The organism is Mycetocola sp. Y791 (assembly GCF_059445325.1).
Genome location: NZ_JCAIUC010000001.1, coordinates 424,320 through 441,478, shown reverse-complemented (window position 1 = coordinate 441,478; position 17,159 = coordinate 424,320). Strand labels below are relative to the sequence as shown.

Below are 17,159 nucleotides of genomic sequence, written 5' to 3'. Positions count from 1 at the left end.
AGAAGCTTCTGTAGCGCGGGCATGGAACTGCCGCGCTGGGCCGCCCTCCCGCGTACGCAGACAGCCTCCCGCGTACGCGAATGGCTTATACACCCGTCGATGTCAAGGGGCAACAGGCAATTCACACATCCTGCCCACCGGCTGCTTACATAGCTCAGGCGCAAGTGCGCCACGATCGTCACATGAAAGAGGGACATCATGAGCAACACCACCACGAACGGCCGCGTCTCGCGCCTCTCCACCGAGACCAAGGCTGCATTCAAGACCACTGAGTTCATCGCTTACGTCGTCATCCTGATCTCGATGTTCATCGCTTCCGCGATGGTCGACAACGGCGAAGACGGACAGGGCTTCGGCGCTCAGAGCGTTTGGCTTTACGCAACGCTCCTCACCATCGGCTACATGATCAGCCGCGGACTCGCCAAGTCCGGAAGCCGCGAGTTCTACGACCGCGACGCCAACAACACCGACGCTCGTCGCTAGGTCTCACTGACTTAACACACAGCGTTACTGTGAAAGGCCCCCTGCTGAGCAGGGGGCCTTTTCGCGTGCCACGGGCGCGTTGAGCGCAACCGGAGCTCAAGCGCGAGCGGACTCAAGCGCGAGCGGAGCTTGCGTGAGGCGGGCACCTGCATCCACCGCTGCAGATCCATGTTCGCGCTACAGAATCTTCTGCAGCGCGGGCATGGAAATGGAGCGCTCGGCGGATTGGGTGCGGCTGCGGGGCGGGTGGGCCGTGCGCTCCGAGGCCTGAAGGACCAGACTTGACCCATGAATGACCGAGCGAAAGTCTCCGCCACCGCCTCCACCATCGAAGACTGGACGGATGCGCTCGCCCGCGCCACCGGCTCACCAGGGGGCGGGGCCGCCTCGGGCGTCATGCTCGCCATGGCGTACGCACTGACCTCGATGGTCGCCGGGTACACCGAGGTCGACGGCCCACTCCAGCAGGAGCTCGACGCCCTGAAGGACCGCGCGACCGCCGGCCGCCGCGCCGCCCTGCGTCTGGCCGACGAGGATGCCGCCGCCTCGAAGTCGTTCGGCAGCGCGTTCCGTCTCGAACCGGGCGAGGAGCGGGAGAACGCCATCCGCGAGGCATCCGTCAACGCCGCCGAAACCTCCGCCAATCTGGGCCGCACCGGCGCAGACGCGGTCGGCGACCTGGAGTGGCTCGCCAGGCACGGTAACCCCGCTCTCGTCGCCGACGTCGCCGTCGCTTGTGGGGCGCTCCGGGCGGCCGTCGCCGGAGCGCGCACGAACATGAGTTTCGATCTCGGCTCCCTTACCTCGGGCGGCGAATCGCTCGATGACGTTCGCGAACAGCATCCGGTGCTGTGGGAAACCGTGCGGCAACTCGATGAGATCCTCGGTCGGATCGATCGACTGACCACTGACATCGAGGGCAAGGCCGTGCCCGCGGAGCTCCAGGGCTGACCGATGTCGCCCGCGCATCGCCGAACGCCGCCGGTTGTGCTGATGTGGGTGCGCACCGATGTTCCCGGGTCCGAGGTCGTCACACTCGACACATCGACCGGGCTCTACGCGCGTGGTTCGCAACACGCGGTCGATCCGCTGCCCTATCGACTGAGCTACGAACTCTGGGCGGATGCCACCTGGGCGGCAATGCGGTTGGTCGCGCACGCGGAGGGGGCGGGATGGACTCGCGATCTGGAGCTCTCTCGCACCGGCTCGAGGTGGACCGCTGTGGGAGAGGCCGACGGGGTGCCCGCTCTGGCAGCGTTTGACGGCAGCGGTCTGCGAACCCCGGCACCGCCCGGTATTTCGGACCAGGAATCCCTGTCCTCCGCGGTCGACCTCGACATCGGTGGGTCACCACTCACTAACGCCCTGCCGGTGAACCGCCTTCGGCTCCTCAACGCGCCGCGCGGCTCTCACGCCAGCCTCGTCAGCGCGTGGGTCTTACCTCCGACGCTTGAAGTGGTGGCATCCGCACAGACGTACACGGCCCTCGGTGAGGGTATCGTCCGGTTCGGCGACGGGGCGACCGGCGCAGACATTCGTTACGACTCACACGGATGGGTCGTCGACTACCCCGGCCTCGCGCGGCGCGTGACTGTGGCGACCGAACGCTAAGCGATCCGTCCGCCCGCCTGATCCCCGACCGTCAGCGCGCGCCCTATCGTTGGGGTATGAGTACGACTGTCCCCGGCACAGCCGACGACCGCCCGGTGAGATGGGGGCTCAACGACGCGACCGTCGGCGTTGGGCTCGCCGTTGTTCTCGTGTGGGCTGTTGGCTGGGCTGCGCTCCGCGGCTGGCCGGCGTCGCCGGAACTCCGCACCGCGCTGAGTTACCTCGCCGCGTGGGTCCCGCTGATCGGTGCGATCCTCGCCGCCTCGTACCTGCGGGGCCGCCGGTCGCTCGCGCGCGACTTCGGTTTGCGGTTCGAGTGGATCGATCTGTTCTTCGGCCTCGTCGTCGGCGGGATGATGCGCGCGGCGACGACACTGATCGAGATTCTCCTCTACGGCCGGGTCGCGAGTGGCGGGGCAACGTTCGGCCCCGTCGTCTACGACGTCTGGTGGTTCGTGTTCGCCATTCTCGCGCCGGTGCTTGCCGCACCGGTCATCGAGGAGCTGTTCTTCCGCGGGCTGATGCAACGGGCGCTGGTGCGAGCATCCGCCCGTGCGCTCTCACCGAGGGCTAATGCCGCCCGGGTCCCGGTCATCGTCGCCATCGGTGTGACGGCCCTCGTGTTCGCCGGCGTCCACATGTTGCAGACCGACGGCGGGCTGGAGGGCGCTGTGGTCGGAATCTCGACGCTCGTCGTCGGAATCGGCACCGGCATCCTCGCCGCGACAACGGGCCGGCTCGGTGCCGCCATCATCGCGCACATCACCTACAACGGGCTCATCGTCGCCTGGTCGCTGCTCTAAACCGCTCAGAGTCAAGCTAGCTCGAGGCGCGACAGCGCACCCCAGTCCCCGGCCCTGAATGCGCGGCCCTACACCTGCGGCTTTCCGACCTGCGTCCGCCACCACGGCGTCTCCACGAACCCGCGCTTGAGCACGAGCAACTCCATCGCCGCGGTCCAGCCACGCACACCGACGAGTGGCGACACCGTCGACGTCATAAAGCGGTGCAGATCATCGGTCGACGCGGTGATGATCTCGCAGAACAACGAATTGCGGTCAAGGGTCGCCGCCACGTAGCGCACCGCAGGGTAGGTCGCGAGTTCCTGTGCCACCGACTCGAGCCGCTCGGGGTCAACGTCGACGGTGAGCAGGGTTTCAGCCCCCATCCCCAGAGCGGATGCGGGGACGAGCGCCAGCGTGTCGACGCACCCGTTCTGCCGGAGACGCTCGAAGCGACGCCGCACACTCGACTCGTTCATCCCGAGACCGTCGGCAACCGACTTGAACGCCATCCGTCCGTCCTGCTTGAGGAAGTCGAGGATCTTGCGGTCCTGGTCGTCGAAGTGGTCGGGCGCGCACCCCTTGCCTATCCCTGCAGCGTGAGTCTCAATCGGCTGAGCGGGAAGGTGCATGGTGCGGTCGAACAGCTGGCGGCTCCAATCGAAGCTCACCTTGTAGACGTGCATGATGAGGTCGCTTCGCCAGCGCTCGACGCCGCGGATGGACTGCAGCTGCTGAATGAGCTGTGGGTAATGGGCGGCGCCACCGTGAACGACGAGTTCCGCAATGACGTCGTACCCACCGGTGACGATGGTCAGGAACCGCACGTCGCGGTTGCCGGCCAGTTCCTCTGCCACCTGCAACTGGGTGCCCGGCGCGCAGTTGATGCGCACCAGGAAGGAGTCAACGGCGCCGCTGCTGCCGAGAGTGGGCATCACGACGATCTTCACCACCCCGGAGGAGAGCAGGTGCTGCCCCCTCCGGGTCACGGTCGGCACTGTTCCGTCGACCATCTCAGCGATGGCACGCCAGCTCGCGCGGCCGTCGTGCTGGAGTGCAACGATGATGCGCCGGTCGAGATCGCTCAGTTCATCGAGCAGCTTGACGCTCACGAGGCTGTTGTCGGCGTTCCCGTCGCCGGAAAGACTCGGTGCAGGAAGTTCCGCACGTGCGTCGTCCATGCTTCTGCTTCCTCGATCTGGGGCGAATGGCCCGACTTCTCGAAGATTACAAGCGTGGAGTCGGGAATCAGACTGTCAATGGTCTCGCTACACGATACTGGCGTAATCCAGTCAGTACGGCCCACGGTGATCAGTGTCGGAGCCGTGATTTTAACCAGGTCCGACTTGATGTCCCATCCGGGCAGGTTGTGGGCGAACGCGAAGTTGTGTGCCTCGAACCGGTACGGGGTCGCCTCGACCTTGCGCTCGACAGCCGCCGGGTCGTAGTCGAAGTCATACAGCGGGAGGATTTCGCGCCAGCAGTCACGGAGGTCGTCGTTGTCGCGGACCTGGCCGAAGTCAATGCGGTCGAACTTCTCCATGTCGATCGTCACTCGATCGGTGGCGAGCGCGTTTTCGCGCGCAAGCTCGCTGTGGCTGTTGTCGGCGGCAGTGTCACGCAAGACGAGCGCTGAGACCCTGTCCGGGTATCGGATCGCGTACTCCATCGCCATGAAGCCACCGTACGAGCCGCCAGCCATGACGATCTTCTCTGCGCCGATCCACTCGCGCAGTCCTTCGATGTCTGCGGCCCACTGCTCGTGAGTGTACGGACCAGCACCCTCGCTCTGGCCTGACCCGCGTGCATCGAAAACGACAACCCGGTATTCGTCGGCAAGCCGTCCGAAACTCGCGCGAGGCTCAGCGCGCGAGCCCAGCCCGGGTGCGCCGTGGTGGGTGATGATCACCGGTGCGCCCTCGGGGCCAAGGACCTCGACGGCGAGCTTGTTGCCGTTGATCTCCACCATCTCGGCTTCGGTCGTTGCCCTGGCGAACTCGGGCGACACTGTCTCGTTACTCATGGGCGTCTTCTCTCTCTGTACATAATCGAACGGATGCCGTTGGGCGGCTAGATCGGGATCGTGCAGTCCGCGAGAGTCCGCGGATAACTGGTGAGCGGCCTGGCCCCGTCCGCTGTGACGAGCATGCTGTCACTGATGCGGTAACCGGCGTGGCCCGGGACGTAGATGCCCGGTTCGTTGGAGACGACCATGCCCTCACGGAGCACGGTGGCGTCGCCGGCTTCGAGCCAGGGCGCCTCGTGCATGCCGAGCCCGATGCCGTGTCCCTGGCGGTGAAGGATGAAATCGCCGAACCCCGCTTCACGGATCACGTCGAGGCAGGCCGCGTTGGCCTCGCGGCACTCGACACCGGGACGGATGGTGTCCAGCCCCCTCTGCTGTGCATCGCGGATGGTGTCGTGAAACAGGCGCTGCTCCGGCGTTGGTTCGCCAAGCACAAAGGTGCGCTCACCCTCGACGAACCTCCCGCCGACGGCGCAGCCCAGCGACAGCATGAAGGTGTCACCCTTCGACAGCCGGTAGCTCGACGGAAGGCCGTGCGGAAGCGAGCTGTTCGCACCGGCATAGACCAGGCCGCCAGCCATGAACGACACGACGACGACATCGCGGTGCTGGGCATACATCATGCCCGTCCCGACACTGCCGACGTGGGCAGCGAGTTCTGCCTCGCTCGGCAGCTCAGAGCCGTCGGCAATGGCGCCGGTGATGAGTTCGACCCCGGCGACGATCATGGCATCCGTGATGCGTGCCGCCTCCTGATGGAGCGCGACCTCGCCCGGGTGCTTGATGTACCTGGCCTCCATGATGAGACCGGAGGGAATCAGGGTGACGTCCTCAAGCGCGTCGGTTGCTGCCGCCAGGCGTTCGTACGAGATCGTCGTCGAGTGCCCGACCCGGCGCACCGCGGGGTCGATCGCGCGCGCGAGGACCGCGTAAGGACTCTCCAGACCGGGGAACTCCGCATAGTCGATGATGTCTGCGTGGGCGTTCTGAGACTCGGCGTGGTCGCGTTCGAGCACGGGAACCAGCAGCAGGCACCGCCCCGTCGCTTCGAGCCAGACCGCTACGGGCCGCTCGCACGGGTGGTGGAAGAAGCCGGTCAGGTAGGCGACGTCTTCGGGATCGACGGTGAAGATCGCATCGAGCCCTGCGTCACGCATCCGTCCGATCACATCCGATTGCACCGCGTCGAAGAAGCTCGCGTCGAGCCGTTGCGAGAAGAGTCCGAGAGAGGGTTCCGTCATGGTTTCCTTACCTGCGCCGCGACTTGGGGTTGCGGGCGTCGTTGTACGCGATCGAGAGCAGCGTCGCGGAGAGCACGAGCGCGAAAATGGCGATCGAGGGGAAGAGGGTGAGCCACCACGCACTCGACATCGCACCGGACTGCTGTGCTTCGTAGAGGATCCGGCCCCACGACCAGGTGGTCGGGTCGCCGAGGCCGAGGAAGGCGAGGCCTGCGGCGGAGAGGACGGCGCGTGACGCCGTGACAACGACCGAGACCACGATGACCGGCGTCACGGCGGGGATCACGTGTTTCGTGATGATCCAGACCGGCGAGGTCGTCATGAGCCGGGCCGCGTCGATGTACGGCAGGTTCACGACGGTCAGTGCCTGCGAGCGTACGAGCCTCGTGACCTCCGGCCAGCTGAACGCGGCGACCACGAGGATGATCGTGGTCGTGCTCGGCCCGACCAGTGCGGCGATGAGGATCATCAGGGGCAGCACCGGCAGCGAGAGCATCAGGTCGACGAAGACGCTGATCGCACCGTCGAGGCGACGGAAGTACGCGCCGATGACGGCGACGAGCGTTCCTACGGCGATCGCGATAACGCTCGCGGCGACGGCGACGAGCAGGCTCTGCTGCGTACCCCAGATCACCTCGCCGAAGACGTCCCGCCCGAGCGGGTCGGTGCCGAACCAGTTCTCGGCGCTCGGCGGTTTGAGCACCGCGGTGCCGTAGCTGGCGGGGTATGGGGCGAGGAGAGGCGCAGCAACGGCGACGAAAAGCAGCACGAGCATGACCACGGCGGCGATGATGCCGAGCGGTTCCTTGCGGAACGCCCGCCAGGTGGCAGCACCGGCGCGGCCGGATTCGGTTGCAACGGGTTCGGAGCCGACGTCGGGGATCGGGACGCCAACGGCTTTGTCTATGCTCATGCTGTTTTCACCCGGGGGTCGAGGAGTCCGTAGACGATGTCGGTGATCATGTTGATGACGACGACGGTGACCGCCAGCATCAGGAAGGCACCCTGGAGCACCGGGAAGTCGAGTTGGGTGACCGCCTCGAAGATGCCACGGCCGATGCCTGGGTATGCGAAGACGGTCTCGGTGAGCACGGCGCCGCCCACGAGGAACCCGAGCTGAAGGCCGATGAGGGTGGTCGTCGGCAGGAGCGCGTTGCGAAGGGCGTGCTTCCACAGCACCCTCCGCGGCGGAACGCCATTGGCCTGGGCGAGGGTGGTGTAATCCTCGCCGAGGGCTTCGATCAGGGTCGAGCGCATGGTCAGCACGTAGGAGCCGAGCTGGATGAGAACGAGCGAGACGGCGGGAAGCACCAGGTGGCTGAGCACGCTGAGGTACCACTCGCCACCGTATGTACCGTTCGTGTACGCGCCACCGATCGGGAACCAGCCGAGCACGAGACCGAAGGTGTAGAGGAGCAGAACGCCGACGCTCGGCACAAAGAGGGACTGGCCGGTGACCCCGATGACCTGGACCAGTCGGTCTGCGAACCTGCCTCGTTTGGCCGCTGCGAGAACGCCGAGCGGGACGCCGACGATCACCGTGAAGACGAGGGCAGTTCCGGTGAGGAGCAGGGTCCAGGGCAACCGCTGCATCAGCACGTCAAGCACAGGGATTGACTGTGTGAAAGATACACCGAGGTTGCCCTGGACCAGTTGCCAGAGATACAGCCCGTACTGGACGAAGAGTGGCTGATCAAGGCCGTACTGGACGAGCAGGGCCGCGCGGGCCTCTTCCGTCATGTTCGGGCTCGCCACCGCGAGCGCCGGGTCACCGGGAAGCAGGCGCAGCAGGAGGAACGTCACGGTCACGGCGAACCAGATCGTGAGTATTCCCCGCCCGAGGCGACGAACAATGAATGAAGAGAGAGACACGCGCGGCCCTTTTCTTTCTACTTGAGGTGGGCGCTTGCGACCGACACGGGATGGACGATCGAGAGCAGCTCACTTGGTTTGCTCTCGAAGCCCGTCCACTTGTCGCTGTGGGCGAAGTAGAGGTTCTGCGTGTACATGATGTTGTCGTACACGTTCTCGTTCACGATCGCCGCGGCATCCCGCATGAGGTCGATCTTGGTGTCCTCATCGGTGGTTCCCATCGCGGCCATGATGGTCTCGTTCAGCTCGGGGTCATCGACGTAGGTGTAGTTGATCGCTCCGTCGCGCAGGTACGACAGGGCCATGTTGGTGACCGGGTCGTCCATGATGGCGAAGTTGCCCGCGTAGATGTCGAAGTCACCGGCGTCCGTCTGAGCCAGGTAGGTGTTGCGCTCCGTGCCCTGCAGCTCGATGGTGATTCCCGCTTCGGCGGCGCTGTCCTTCACCAGTGTCGCCCACTGGCTCGTGACCGAGTCCTGGAGCGAGTAGATGAGCCGGAAGCTGACCGGGAACATCCCGTCTGCCCCTGCGGTGTATCCCGCCTTCTCCATCAGTTCGCGCGACAGGTCGGTGTCGAACTCGTACTCTTCGATCGACTCGTCGTAGTACTTCTCGAGCACGGGCATGAGCGGGCTTGACCCCGTCGACACTGCCTGGCCCTGAAGTACGACCTCGCGGATGGTCTCGTAATCGACAGCGTGGGCAAGCGCCTGGCGCACCTCGAGCTTGGCCAGGTCCGGCTTGGTCATGTTGTACGTCATGTGCGCGTAGCCGAGACCGACAGACTCAGCGACCTCAATGCCCGGGGTGTTTCGGAGCGTCTCGACCTGCGCTGGCGGCAGTGCGTTCGCGATCACATCGACCTCGCCGCTCTGCAGCGCGAGGATCTCGGTGTTCACGTCGGGGAACACCCGGTACACGACCTTCGCCGCGAACGGTGTTCCACCGTCGACGAGTGGGTAGTCCTCCACGCGTTCCATCGTGTAGCTCTGGCCGACCTGAACGTCGGTGAGGACGTACGGCCCTGCGCTGACCCAGCCGCCGTCCGATCCGTCGTTCGGGAAGTTCGCGACGGAATCCGCCTTCTCGAAGATGTGCTTCGGCAGGACGTTGCCCCAGAACCCGATCTCGTCAACGATCGAGGAATCGCTCGTCGCGAGGGCGATCTCGACACGGGTGTCTGACACCGCTTCGGCCGACTCGAAGTTCGCGAGCTGCCCATAGAAGGTGCCTGACGGCTGGTCCTTCTTGACCGCGTTCATAGTCCAGGCGACGTCTTCTGCCGTGAGCTTCTCGCCGTCGCTCCACTCAAGGTCATCACGAATCTCGTAGAAGCCTGTCATGTCGTCGACGTAGCCCCAGTCCGTCGCGACGTGGGCTTCCTTGGAGCCGTCGTTCGCGATCGACAGCAGGTTCGGGTACATGAGACTGGTGATCCAGCGGTCGCTCCGGCTGTTGCCGATGACCGGATTGAAATTCACCACGTCAGTGGTCGTCGCGATGGTCAGCGTTTCGCTGCCGGCCGTCGCTTCGGTTTCGGCGGGGGCACTCGGAGCGCAGGCGCTGAGTGCGAGCCCGGCGGTGAGGACTATGCCTACCGCTGCGAGTCGTTTCCGTAACATTAAACCCATACCTCTTTCAGGACGCGCAGGGTGTTTCCGCCGACAACGGCGCGGATTTCGTCGTCGGAATAGCCGTGCTTCACGAGCCAGCCAATGATGTTGAAGAACTCCTCAGCGGGGTTCTCGAGGCCGTCGACGTACTCGACCTTTTCGTACTCGACGGTGCCGTGGGCCTGACCGAGTGAGAGGTTTGAGCTGAAGGCGTCGTGCAGGCCGACGTGGTCACCGAAGAGGGTGTCGGGGCCGAAGCTGACGTGCTCGAGGCCAACCAGGTCGACGCAGTACTCGAAGTGGTCCATCACGGACTCGAGCGAGTGACGGGGGTGCTTCGGCGACAGGGTCGTGTGCGGTGCGGCCTCGAGGCCGATCACTCCGCCACGCTTGGCGCACTCGACGATCGTCTCGTCGGTCTTCATACGGTTGGTGGGCCAGACGGCGCGCGCGCCGGCGTGGGTGATGAAGACGGGCTTGGTGGATGCCTTGATCACGTCGACCGAGGTGCGGTCGCCCGAGTGCGACACGTCGATCGCGATGCCGAGCTTGTTCATCCGCTCGACGGCGCGCTCACCGAAGTAGGTGAGTCCACCGTCGCCGCGCTCCTTGAGGCCAGAACCGAGCGTGTTGGCCTCGGAGTACGCGATGCCCATCTGGCGAACACCGAATCCGTAGAGGACGTCGAGCCGATCGACCTCATTCTCGATCATCGTGGCTGCCTCGAGTGCGAAGATGTGGGCGATGCGGCCCGTCTCTGCCGCGTACTCGATGTCCTTCACGGTCTCGCCCTTGATGACGAAATCCTGGTGAGCGAGGTCTGCCATGCGCACACCGAGGTCGAAGAGCACGTCCTGGTACTTCCAGCCTGCGTCGCTCGAGATGCAGCAGGTGCCGTCCATTCCGTTGTCGAAGACGGCGGTGAGGCCCGAGCGGGAAAGCCCCTCGTAGCCCGTTGGTTCGCGACCCTGGCGGATGTGGTCGCGCAGCTGCGTCATGTCTTCGGGGAACACCTGGACGTGGTCATGCAGGGAGATGACGGTCTCCTGACTGAGCAGGCGCCGCGTGCGCTCCTCCTCTGCGTCGCTGAGGTCGAGTCCGGCATAAGCGGGAACCCGCCCGATCTGCTCCGAGTAGGCGAACTCTCGATAGTCCTTGCCTGCCTCGAGGTAGTCATATGCCTTGTAGCCGGTGTAGCGCTCTGCGGGTTCAAGCACGCGTGATCTCCTTCGTCGTTCCGTCACCGCAGTACGCGGTGCGCACCAGCCTTCGGCGGCGCGATACATCACAATCTCGCGGATGATCGGTGCCCATGTCAAACCAAATAGATAATTTCGGCAGGATGTTTACGAATTTGAAACATATCGGCGCGAATTGCGTGCAAGGATGTTTCTGTGAACACCGAACGATCCTCCGAGCCCATGCCCGCCATGCGCGTCTCAGGGCTATCCGTCACCTTCACGGGTGGCGAAGCTCCGATTCCCGCCGTCCGCGACGTGAGCTTCGACGTCAAGCGCGGCGAAGTAGTCGCGCTCCTCGGCGAGTCCGGCTCAGGCAAGTCGGTCACCGCGCGCGCCCTCATGGGCCTCACCGATGAGTACACGACGATCACGGCGAACGCCCTGGCACTCGGCGCTACCGACCTCCTCTCCCTCAGCGACGACGCGAAGCGACGCCTTCGCGGCGAGCGGATGAGCCTCGTGCTGCAGGACGCCCTGTCTGCGCTCAACCCCGTGCTGTCGATCGGTGACCAGATCGGAGAACTGTTCAGGGTTCACCGCGGTGCCAAACGCAAGGATGCTCTCGCACAGGCCGCAGAGCTGTTGGCGCTCGTCGGCATCCCCGACCCGAAGAACCGGGTGAACGACTACCCGCACCAGTTCTCGGGCGGCATGCGCCAGCGCATCCTCATCGCCATGGCCATCGCGCTCGAACCCGAGTTCCTCATCGCTGACGAACCAACCACCGCTCTCGACGTCACGGTTCAGGCGCAGATCCTCGAGCTGCTCGACGGACTCCGGTCACAACTAGGCATGGGCATCCTTCTGATCACCCACGACCTCGGAGTCGTGACCGAGGTGGCCGACCGCCTGGCCGTGATGTACGCCGGCCGCATCGTCGAGCGCGGCGACGCAGACACGGTCCTGGCCAACCCGGCCCACCCGTATACCCGCGCCCTGCTCAGGTCTGTGCCGCAGGCGAGCCTCCGGGGTGGCGAGTTGCTGACAATTCCCGGCTCGCCACCCAGCCCCGGCCAGGTTCCGCCGGGCTGCTCCTTCCACACCCGCTGCCAGTTCGCCATCGATATCTGCCGGACGGAACGCCCCCCACTCGAGCTCGTTGCGCCTGAGCGCCAGGCTGCGTGCCACCGCGCACACGAGGTCCTCACCGGAGCCATCTCATGACCACACCGCTCACACTCGGCCCCACCCGCACCGAAGCGAAGGTCGTGCTCGAAGCGCGCGACCTCGTCCGCACCTTCACCGGCGGGTCGAGGCTCAAACCGAAGACCGTCTCCGCGGTCGACCGGGTAAGCCTCACGCTCCGCGCGGGAGAAACCCTCGGCATCGTCGGCGAATCGGGTTGCGGCAAATCAACCCTCGCCCGCATGCTTGTCGGCCTCGAACGCCCGGACTCAGGCACCCTGTCCTACCACGGTGAGGATGTCACCGCCGGCCGGGCCCGTGATCGCCGTCTCCTGCGCCGTGGGGTGCAGATGATCTTCCAGGATCCCTACACGTCGCTCGACCCGCGAATGACCGTGGCCGATCTCATCGCCGAGCCGCTCGCAGCGACCCGAACCGGCACAGCGGCTGAGCGTCGCGCCCGGGTGGCAGAGCTGCTCGAAATGGTGGGTCTCTCGCCGCAGATGATGGGTCGCTACCCGCACCAGTTCTCCGGCGGCCAGCGCCAGCGGATCGGGATCGCCCGGGCACTCGCCCTCGATCCCGAGGTGCTGGTCTGCGATGAGCCTGTGTCTGCCCTCGACGTTTCGGTCCAGGCGCAGGTGATCAACCTCCTCCGCGACCTGCAGAAGCGCCTCGGCGTCTCAATACTCTTCATCGCGCACGACCTCTCGGTTGTGCGGCACATTGCCGACCAGGTCGCCGTCATGTACCTCGGGCGGATCGTCGAGAACGGTGAGACGACGGCCGTCTACGACAACCCGGCGCACCCGTACACGCAGGCCCTGCTCTCCGCCTCACCCACCGTCGATCGGGCCGAACGCGGTCGACTTGGCCGACGCCGCGTGCTCGGCGGCGAGCCCCCATCGCCACTCAACCCGCCCACCGGCTGCCGGTTCAACCCGCGCTGCTGGCTCGCGACCGACGAGTGCCGCGTCGAATACCCGGAACGCCGCGTCTTCCCCCACGGGGCGGACCGGGCGGTCGCCTGCCACCACGCTGAGCAGGCCGCCGAGCTGTAATGGTCGCACCTGCAGGCCGGTAGTCAGTGCTCCCCCACGGTGCCGGCCTGCAGGTTTCCCCGGTGACCGGTATCACTTCAGGCAGGGAGGCACGCCAGGATCTTCGTCTCCCGGACGAAGCCGCCGCTCCTGGTCTGACGTGTCTCTGGAAAAGGTCTCGTCAGTGGAGAAGGCGGTATGCCGAAGATCGCTCAGGGGGATTGCTCCGTCACACGGCAGGGCGAGCAGGTCGCCAACGTCGAGGTCGACCGGAAGTCGAACGCATCCGAGTTCGACAGACGAAGCGGAATACACGGCCACACGCCGTCGGCGCACCGCGGTCTCTCGGCCGAGCAGGCGAGCTGCCCCGAAGTTCGGGTGACACCGATCGAGGTCAGCGTCGACCCGAATCGCGAGTCGCCGGTTACCGAGGGTCAGATCGATCTGCTCGACCCGGGTGAGCAGCACCGTGACAAAGCGTTGGGGCGTTCCCGGTGCTGGCCCCCACCCTCCTGCCGCTCCGATCCGCACGAGCGGCGTGGGAGCTGACGCCGCTGCGTGGACGAGGGACGACCTGTTGACGATCACATCCGTCGCGGTATGAACTGTGCCCTCGGGCCAGCACGCGAGCACGGCCGATCGACGGGCGAGGCTCCAGCTCGCTGAGATGCTCTGCATGAGTGTCACCCCTGCCCGTCCCCATCCACGCCCCAGCCCGTCGTCGCCCGCCCCGTCAACGCTGCCCACGCCATCAATGCCGCCCGCCCGCTCATTCCAGCGCCGTCAACCAGTCCGGCCGGTCACCGAACTCCGCCTCGGCCCCCTCGACCGGACGGATGTCACGACGGGTCAGGATGCCAGCGCACGGCACAGCGAGCAGGTCGCCTTCCCGGAGGTCCCCGGGCAGTGTGATCACTCTGCGGCCAAGGCCGGGACTCTGGTGCGCCTCACCGGCCAGCACCACAGCCGAGGCATCCTTCACGGTCGACACCCGGCCGATCAGCCGCATCTCCGCCCACAGGACGGGGACCGAATCGAGGCAGGCGTCGATAAGCACAACGCGTTCTGCGTCCCAGTTCGTCAGGACTGCGGTGACGCGCACGACGATCACGGCGGCATCCCGTTTCGGGTTGGCCTTACCGTTCGTGCCGGGAAGCACAGCAACCCCGGTGTGCACGCAGGGCGTCTGGCAGAGTTCGACGAGGCGGACCATCGACACCCCGGCGACCGTAAGGTCGGTGACGGTTGCGCTGGTGTGCTGCGGCCAGGCGTCGACCCTCAGCGGGTCGGGAATGGACCGCCGCAGGGTCGGCAGAATCGAGGTGAGGGTCATGCGACGACTGCAGCGGCGGGGTGTTCGATTGGCAGGGTTAACGGGCCGGTAAAAGTGGTCATGACTCAGTAGTAGCCCGCGCCGGGGCGGCAGACATCGACTCTCACGGAATCCATACGACGCCCCGCACGATACACACGAAAGCGCAACGGATGCCGTCCCGTCGCCGCCGCCCAGCGGAGCGTCAACGGTGGAATATCACGCCATCAACCACTCCGCCGAGCAGCCTGTTCCTCTCATCCGCTCTGGCCGAATTGGATGCCACCCCGCCAGGACAGACCACGTATGCCGCGCGACCCGTCGAAGCGAGCAGGCATCAGATCGATGAATGCGGAGGAACGTGACCGGTCCATGACATCCACCCCCAACCTGCGCCTGTTACCCCTGCTTACTCCTCGATCGCCCCGGTCGAGCACCGTTGATTGATTGCGCTGGTGGTGGTATAAGCGGGGATGCCGCCCGGTCAGGCTTGTGGTTCGCCCGGGTCCGGGTCTGGGTCTGGGTCCCCGCCGGTCCCACCCTCGTCAGCGGGAGGGGTCGTGTCGTCGACCGGTGGCGCGGTTGCGGGCGGCGGAGTTACGGGAGGCGTCGTCGACCGGGGGCGGCTCGGCGTTCGCGGGGCGACGCGAGGAGTGGGTTCGGCATCAACCTCGGCGTCCGGTTCCACCTCCTCGGTCACCGCCTCCGAATCGAGACGAACCTGCTCGGCCTGCAGCGCGGTCGCCGCGTTCGCGTACGCCTGCAGCTCCGCCACACCGGGTTGCCCGGCTTCCAGCGCCGCGGTCAATGCGGTGACGGCCGTGGTGACGGCATCCGCGAGGGCGGAATCAGCATCCGCATTCGCGTCGATGACGCCGTCGGCGGCCTCGGGAATGGTCGAACCGAAGGCGATCATCGCCGCGACGAACGTGTCGCGGGCTGTGGTGAGGCTCGTGAGCGCCGTGGCAGCGGTCTCGGCCTCTGACTCGAGAAGCAAGGCCTCGGCGTTGAGCGTGTTGATGCCGCGGGCCAGGTCCTCCACACTCGATTCGGCGTCGAGTGCCTCGTCGGCATCGGCGTCGGTGTCACCGGCCTGCCGCGTCGGCGACTGGGCTGCGATGCTCGACTCGAACGCAACCCGGGCCGTCTCGGCGGTGAGTCGCGCTGGCTCGTCCGCGAATCCCGTCACGGCGGTCAGGGCGGTTGTGGCCGCCGCGTTGAGAGCGGAAGCCTCGCCATGGAGTTCGGCGAACGATTCGATATCGGATGCCGCAGCGCCGGCAATCGAATCCAGCTCGCGCTGCTGGGACTGGTATGCCTCGAACATCGATCGCTCGAGAGTCGGGTTCTGGTTCTTCGTCCACAGCAGGATGCCGACCACGATCAGCGAGAGGACGGCGAGGCTCGCGACGCTCACGGTCAACGCGCGGTTCCCGTCGAACCGGCCGGGCCCGCGGCTCTTCCTGCCCGTGGGCCGCTTACCGGCGCCGGTCCCGGTCCCAGCGGCGGGCCTCGACGCTTTCCCGGGCCCGGACGCTTTCCCGGACCTGGACGGTTTCGGAGACGCCACGGCGGCGGACGCTCTCGACGCCTTCCCCGGCCGAGCCTGCTTCGGAGCCTTCGCCGGCCTGGCCGGCTTTGGCTTCTTTCCGGTCACTCCGTGCGGCCGCGTCGGGCTGAGTTCGGCGTTCGCGCGACGGGCCTCCCTGGTGGCGAGCGTCGACGGAAGCCGGGGTTCGAGCGGTCGCGCGAATGCCGCCGCGTCGCCCGCGAGCGGTCGCTGCGCTTCTCCGCGCGAGGTCTGCCGTGGTTCGCCGCGTGCAGGCTGTGGCCTGTCGCCATCGAATATGCCGGTCACCGGTCCCCTCCCCCGTCGAGCGCGAGCGACGCCGAGGTGCGCTCACCGAGCCAGACTACCGCGACCGGAACCGGCCGGGCAGACACCGGTCCGGGGGTTACGCCTGAGCGTGTCCCGCCTGTGGCACCACCATGGGGGTGCCTGTCACCGGGTCGGCGATGATGACACAGGAGAGACCGAACACGTCGTGCACGAGCTCCGCCGTCAGGATCTCGCCGGGATCGCCGGATGCCACAATGCCGCCGTCCTTCATCACCACGAGATTGGTGGCGTACCGGGCGGCCTGGTTCAGATCGTGCAGCACGGCGACGAGGGTGCGTCCCTCGCTGTGGAGCGCCGCGCACAGCTCGAGCACCTCGTACTGGTGCGCGATGTCGAGGAACGTCGTCGGCTCATCGAGCAGCAGCAGTTCGGCTTGCTGGGCAAGCACCATCGCGATCCAGACCCGCTGCCGCTGTCCGCCGGAGAGCTCGGATACGTAGCGCTCCGCCAGGTCGGCACACCCTGTCGAGTCGAGCGCATCGGCCACGGCACGCTCGTCGGCGTGCGACCACTGCTGAAGCAACCCCTGGTGCGGGTAGCGCCCGCGCCCGACGAGGTCGCGCACGGTGATCGCCTCCGGCGCGATCGGGCTCTGCGGCAGCATCGCGAGTTCGCGCGCGACGGCCTTGCTCCGATACGAGGTAATCGGCTTGCCGCCGAGCAACACCGTGCCTGACTCCGGAGCCAGTGTCCTCGCCAGCGCCTTGAGCAGCGTCGACTTTCCACAGGCGTTCGGCCCGACGATGATCGTGAACCCGCCGTCGGGCAGGTCGATCGAGAGATCCTCGACGACGACCCGCTTGTCGTACGCGAGGCGCAGGTTGCGCGCGGCAAGTCGGCTTTCGCCCTCCCGCGCGTTAATCAGTGCAGCGGATGCCATCAGCCTGTCCCCTTGTCCACGTTTGCAATCTGT

17 protein-coding genes are annotated in these 17,159 nt (G+C 66.2%); 6 read left to right on the top strand and 11 right to left on the bottom strand.

The genetic code is table 11. The features are described from left to right. The first annotated feature begins 198 nt into the window (after window positions 1-198). From AC1C2N_RS02115 to AC1C2N_RS02100, 4 genes are all read left to right on the top strand, one after another. Window positions 199-483, top strand: a complete 285-nt coding sequence (locus tag AC1C2N_RS02115; RefSeq protein WP_483405376.1) for a hypothetical protein — start codon at window positions 199-201, stop codon at window positions 481-483. A 288-nt stretch (window positions 484-771) separates the two neighbouring features. Next, window positions 772-1,434 carry a cyclodeaminase/cyclohydrolase family protein gene (locus AC1C2N_RS02110; RefSeq protein ID WP_495432670.1) on the top strand — a complete coding sequence of 221 codons (663 nt, stop codon included), beginning with the start codon at window positions 772-774 and terminating at the stop codon, window positions 1,432-1,434. A gap of 3 nt (window positions 1,435-1,437) precedes the next feature. Continuing rightward, a complete protein-coding gene (locus tag AC1C2N_RS02105; RefSeq protein ID WP_495432669.1) occupies window positions 1,438-2,094 on the top strand; it encodes a putative glycolipid-binding domain-containing protein in 657 nt (218 codons plus the stop codon). Window positions 2,095-2,150: 56 nt separating this feature from the next. Then, complete coding sequence (locus AC1C2N_RS02100; protein ID WP_495432668.1) at window positions 2,151-2,897, top strand: CPBP family intramembrane glutamic endopeptidase; 747 nt, start codon at window positions 2,151-2,153, stop codon at window positions 2,895-2,897. A gap of 68 nt (window positions 2,898-2,965) precedes the next feature. Here AC1C2N_RS02100 and AC1C2N_RS02095 read toward each other — a convergent pair whose 3' ends face one another. Genes AC1C2N_RS02095 through AC1C2N_RS02065 form a run of 7 tightly spaced genes read right to left on the bottom strand, consistent with a single transcriptional unit; the run spans window position 2,966 to window position 10,845 of the window. Further along, entirely contained in the window at window positions 2,966-4,057 is a 1,092-nt protein-coding gene (locus AC1C2N_RS02095; protein WP_495432667.1) for an Lrp/AsnC family transcriptional regulator, read from the bottom strand. After that, window positions 3,985-4,899, bottom strand: a complete 915-nt coding sequence (locus AC1C2N_RS02090) for an alpha/beta fold hydrolase (protein WP_495432666.1) — start codon at window positions 4,897-4,899, stop codon at window positions 3,985-3,987. Before AC1C2N_RS02090 ends, AC1C2N_RS02095 begins: the two co-directional genes overlap by 73 nt. 47 nt (window positions 4,900-4,946) lie before the next feature. After that, window positions 4,947-6,143, bottom strand: a complete 1,197-nt coding sequence (locus AC1C2N_RS02085) for a M24 family metallopeptidase (RefSeq protein WP_495432665.1) — start codon at window positions 6,141-6,143, stop codon at window positions 4,947-4,949. A 7-nt stretch (window positions 6,144-6,150) separates the two neighbouring features. After that, entirely contained in the window at window positions 6,151-7,056 is a 906-nt protein-coding gene (locus AC1C2N_RS02080) for an ABC transporter permease (RefSeq protein ID WP_483405370.1), read from the bottom strand. Then, window positions 7,053-8,015 carry an ABC transporter permease gene (locus AC1C2N_RS02075; RefSeq protein WP_108962439.1) on the bottom strand — a complete coding sequence of 321 codons (963 nt, stop codon included), beginning with the start codon at window positions 8,013-8,015 and terminating at the stop codon, window positions 7,053-7,055. Before AC1C2N_RS02075 ends, AC1C2N_RS02080 begins: the two co-directional genes overlap by 4 nt. 17 nt (window positions 8,016-8,032) lie before the next feature. Further along, window positions 8,033-9,637: an ABC transporter substrate-binding protein gene (locus AC1C2N_RS02070; protein ID WP_495432664.1), complete on the bottom strand. Its 1,605-nt coding sequence runs from the start codon at window positions 9,635-9,637 to the stop codon at window positions 8,033-8,035. Continuing rightward, window positions 9,637-10,845 carry a dipeptidase gene (locus AC1C2N_RS02065; RefSeq protein ID WP_483405368.1) on the bottom strand — a complete coding sequence of 403 codons (1,209 nt, stop codon included), beginning with the start codon at window positions 10,843-10,845 and terminating at the stop codon, window positions 9,637-9,639. Before AC1C2N_RS02065 ends, AC1C2N_RS02070 begins: the two co-directional genes overlap by 1 nt. A 177-nt stretch (window positions 10,846-11,022) precedes the next feature. Here AC1C2N_RS02065 and AC1C2N_RS02060 point away from each other — a divergent pair, with 177 nt between their 5' ends. Both AC1C2N_RS02060 and AC1C2N_RS02055 read left to right on the top strand, forming a co-directional pair. Beyond that, window positions 11,023-12,033 carry an ABC transporter ATP-binding protein gene (locus AC1C2N_RS02060; protein ID WP_495432663.1) on the top strand — a complete coding sequence of 337 codons (1,011 nt, stop codon included), beginning with the start codon at window positions 11,023-11,025 and terminating at the stop codon, window positions 12,031-12,033. Continuing rightward, window positions 12,030-13,055: an ABC transporter ATP-binding protein gene (locus AC1C2N_RS02055; protein WP_495432662.1), complete on the top strand. Its 1,026-nt coding sequence runs from the start codon at window positions 12,030-12,032 to the stop codon at window positions 13,053-13,055. Before AC1C2N_RS02060 ends, AC1C2N_RS02055 begins: the two co-directional genes overlap by 4 nt. A 72-nt stretch (window positions 13,056-13,127) precedes the next feature. Here AC1C2N_RS02055 and AC1C2N_RS02050 read toward each other — a convergent pair whose 3' ends face one another. The 4 genes from AC1C2N_RS02050 to AC1C2N_RS02035 form a co-directional block, all read right to left on the bottom strand. Continuing rightward, window positions 13,128-13,712 (bottom strand): hypothetical protein, encoded by a 585-nt coding sequence (locus tag AC1C2N_RS02050; RefSeq protein ID WP_495432661.1) that lies wholly within the window; start codon window positions 13,710-13,712, stop codon window positions 13,128-13,130. Between the two features lie 91 nt (window positions 13,713-13,803). Beyond that, the gene (locus AC1C2N_RS02045) at window positions 13,804-14,367 is read right to left on the bottom strand and encodes a hypothetical protein (RefSeq protein WP_495432660.1); all 564 of its coding nucleotides are present in this window, start codon (window positions 14,365-14,367) and stop codon (window positions 13,804-13,806) included. Window positions 14,368-14,830: 463 nt separating this feature from the next. Beyond that, the gene (locus tag AC1C2N_RS02040; RefSeq protein ID WP_495432659.1) at window positions 14,831-16,204 is read right to left on the bottom strand and encodes a hypothetical protein; all 1,374 of its coding nucleotides are present in this window, start codon (window positions 16,202-16,204) and stop codon (window positions 14,831-14,833) included. 97 nt (window positions 16,205-16,301) lie between these two features. Continuing rightward, window positions 16,302-17,126 carry an ABC transporter ATP-binding protein gene (locus AC1C2N_RS02035; protein WP_495432658.1) on the bottom strand — a complete coding sequence of 275 codons (825 nt, stop codon included), beginning with the start codon at window positions 17,124-17,126 and terminating at the stop codon, window positions 16,302-16,304. Window positions 17,127-17,159 lie beyond the last annotated feature (33 nt).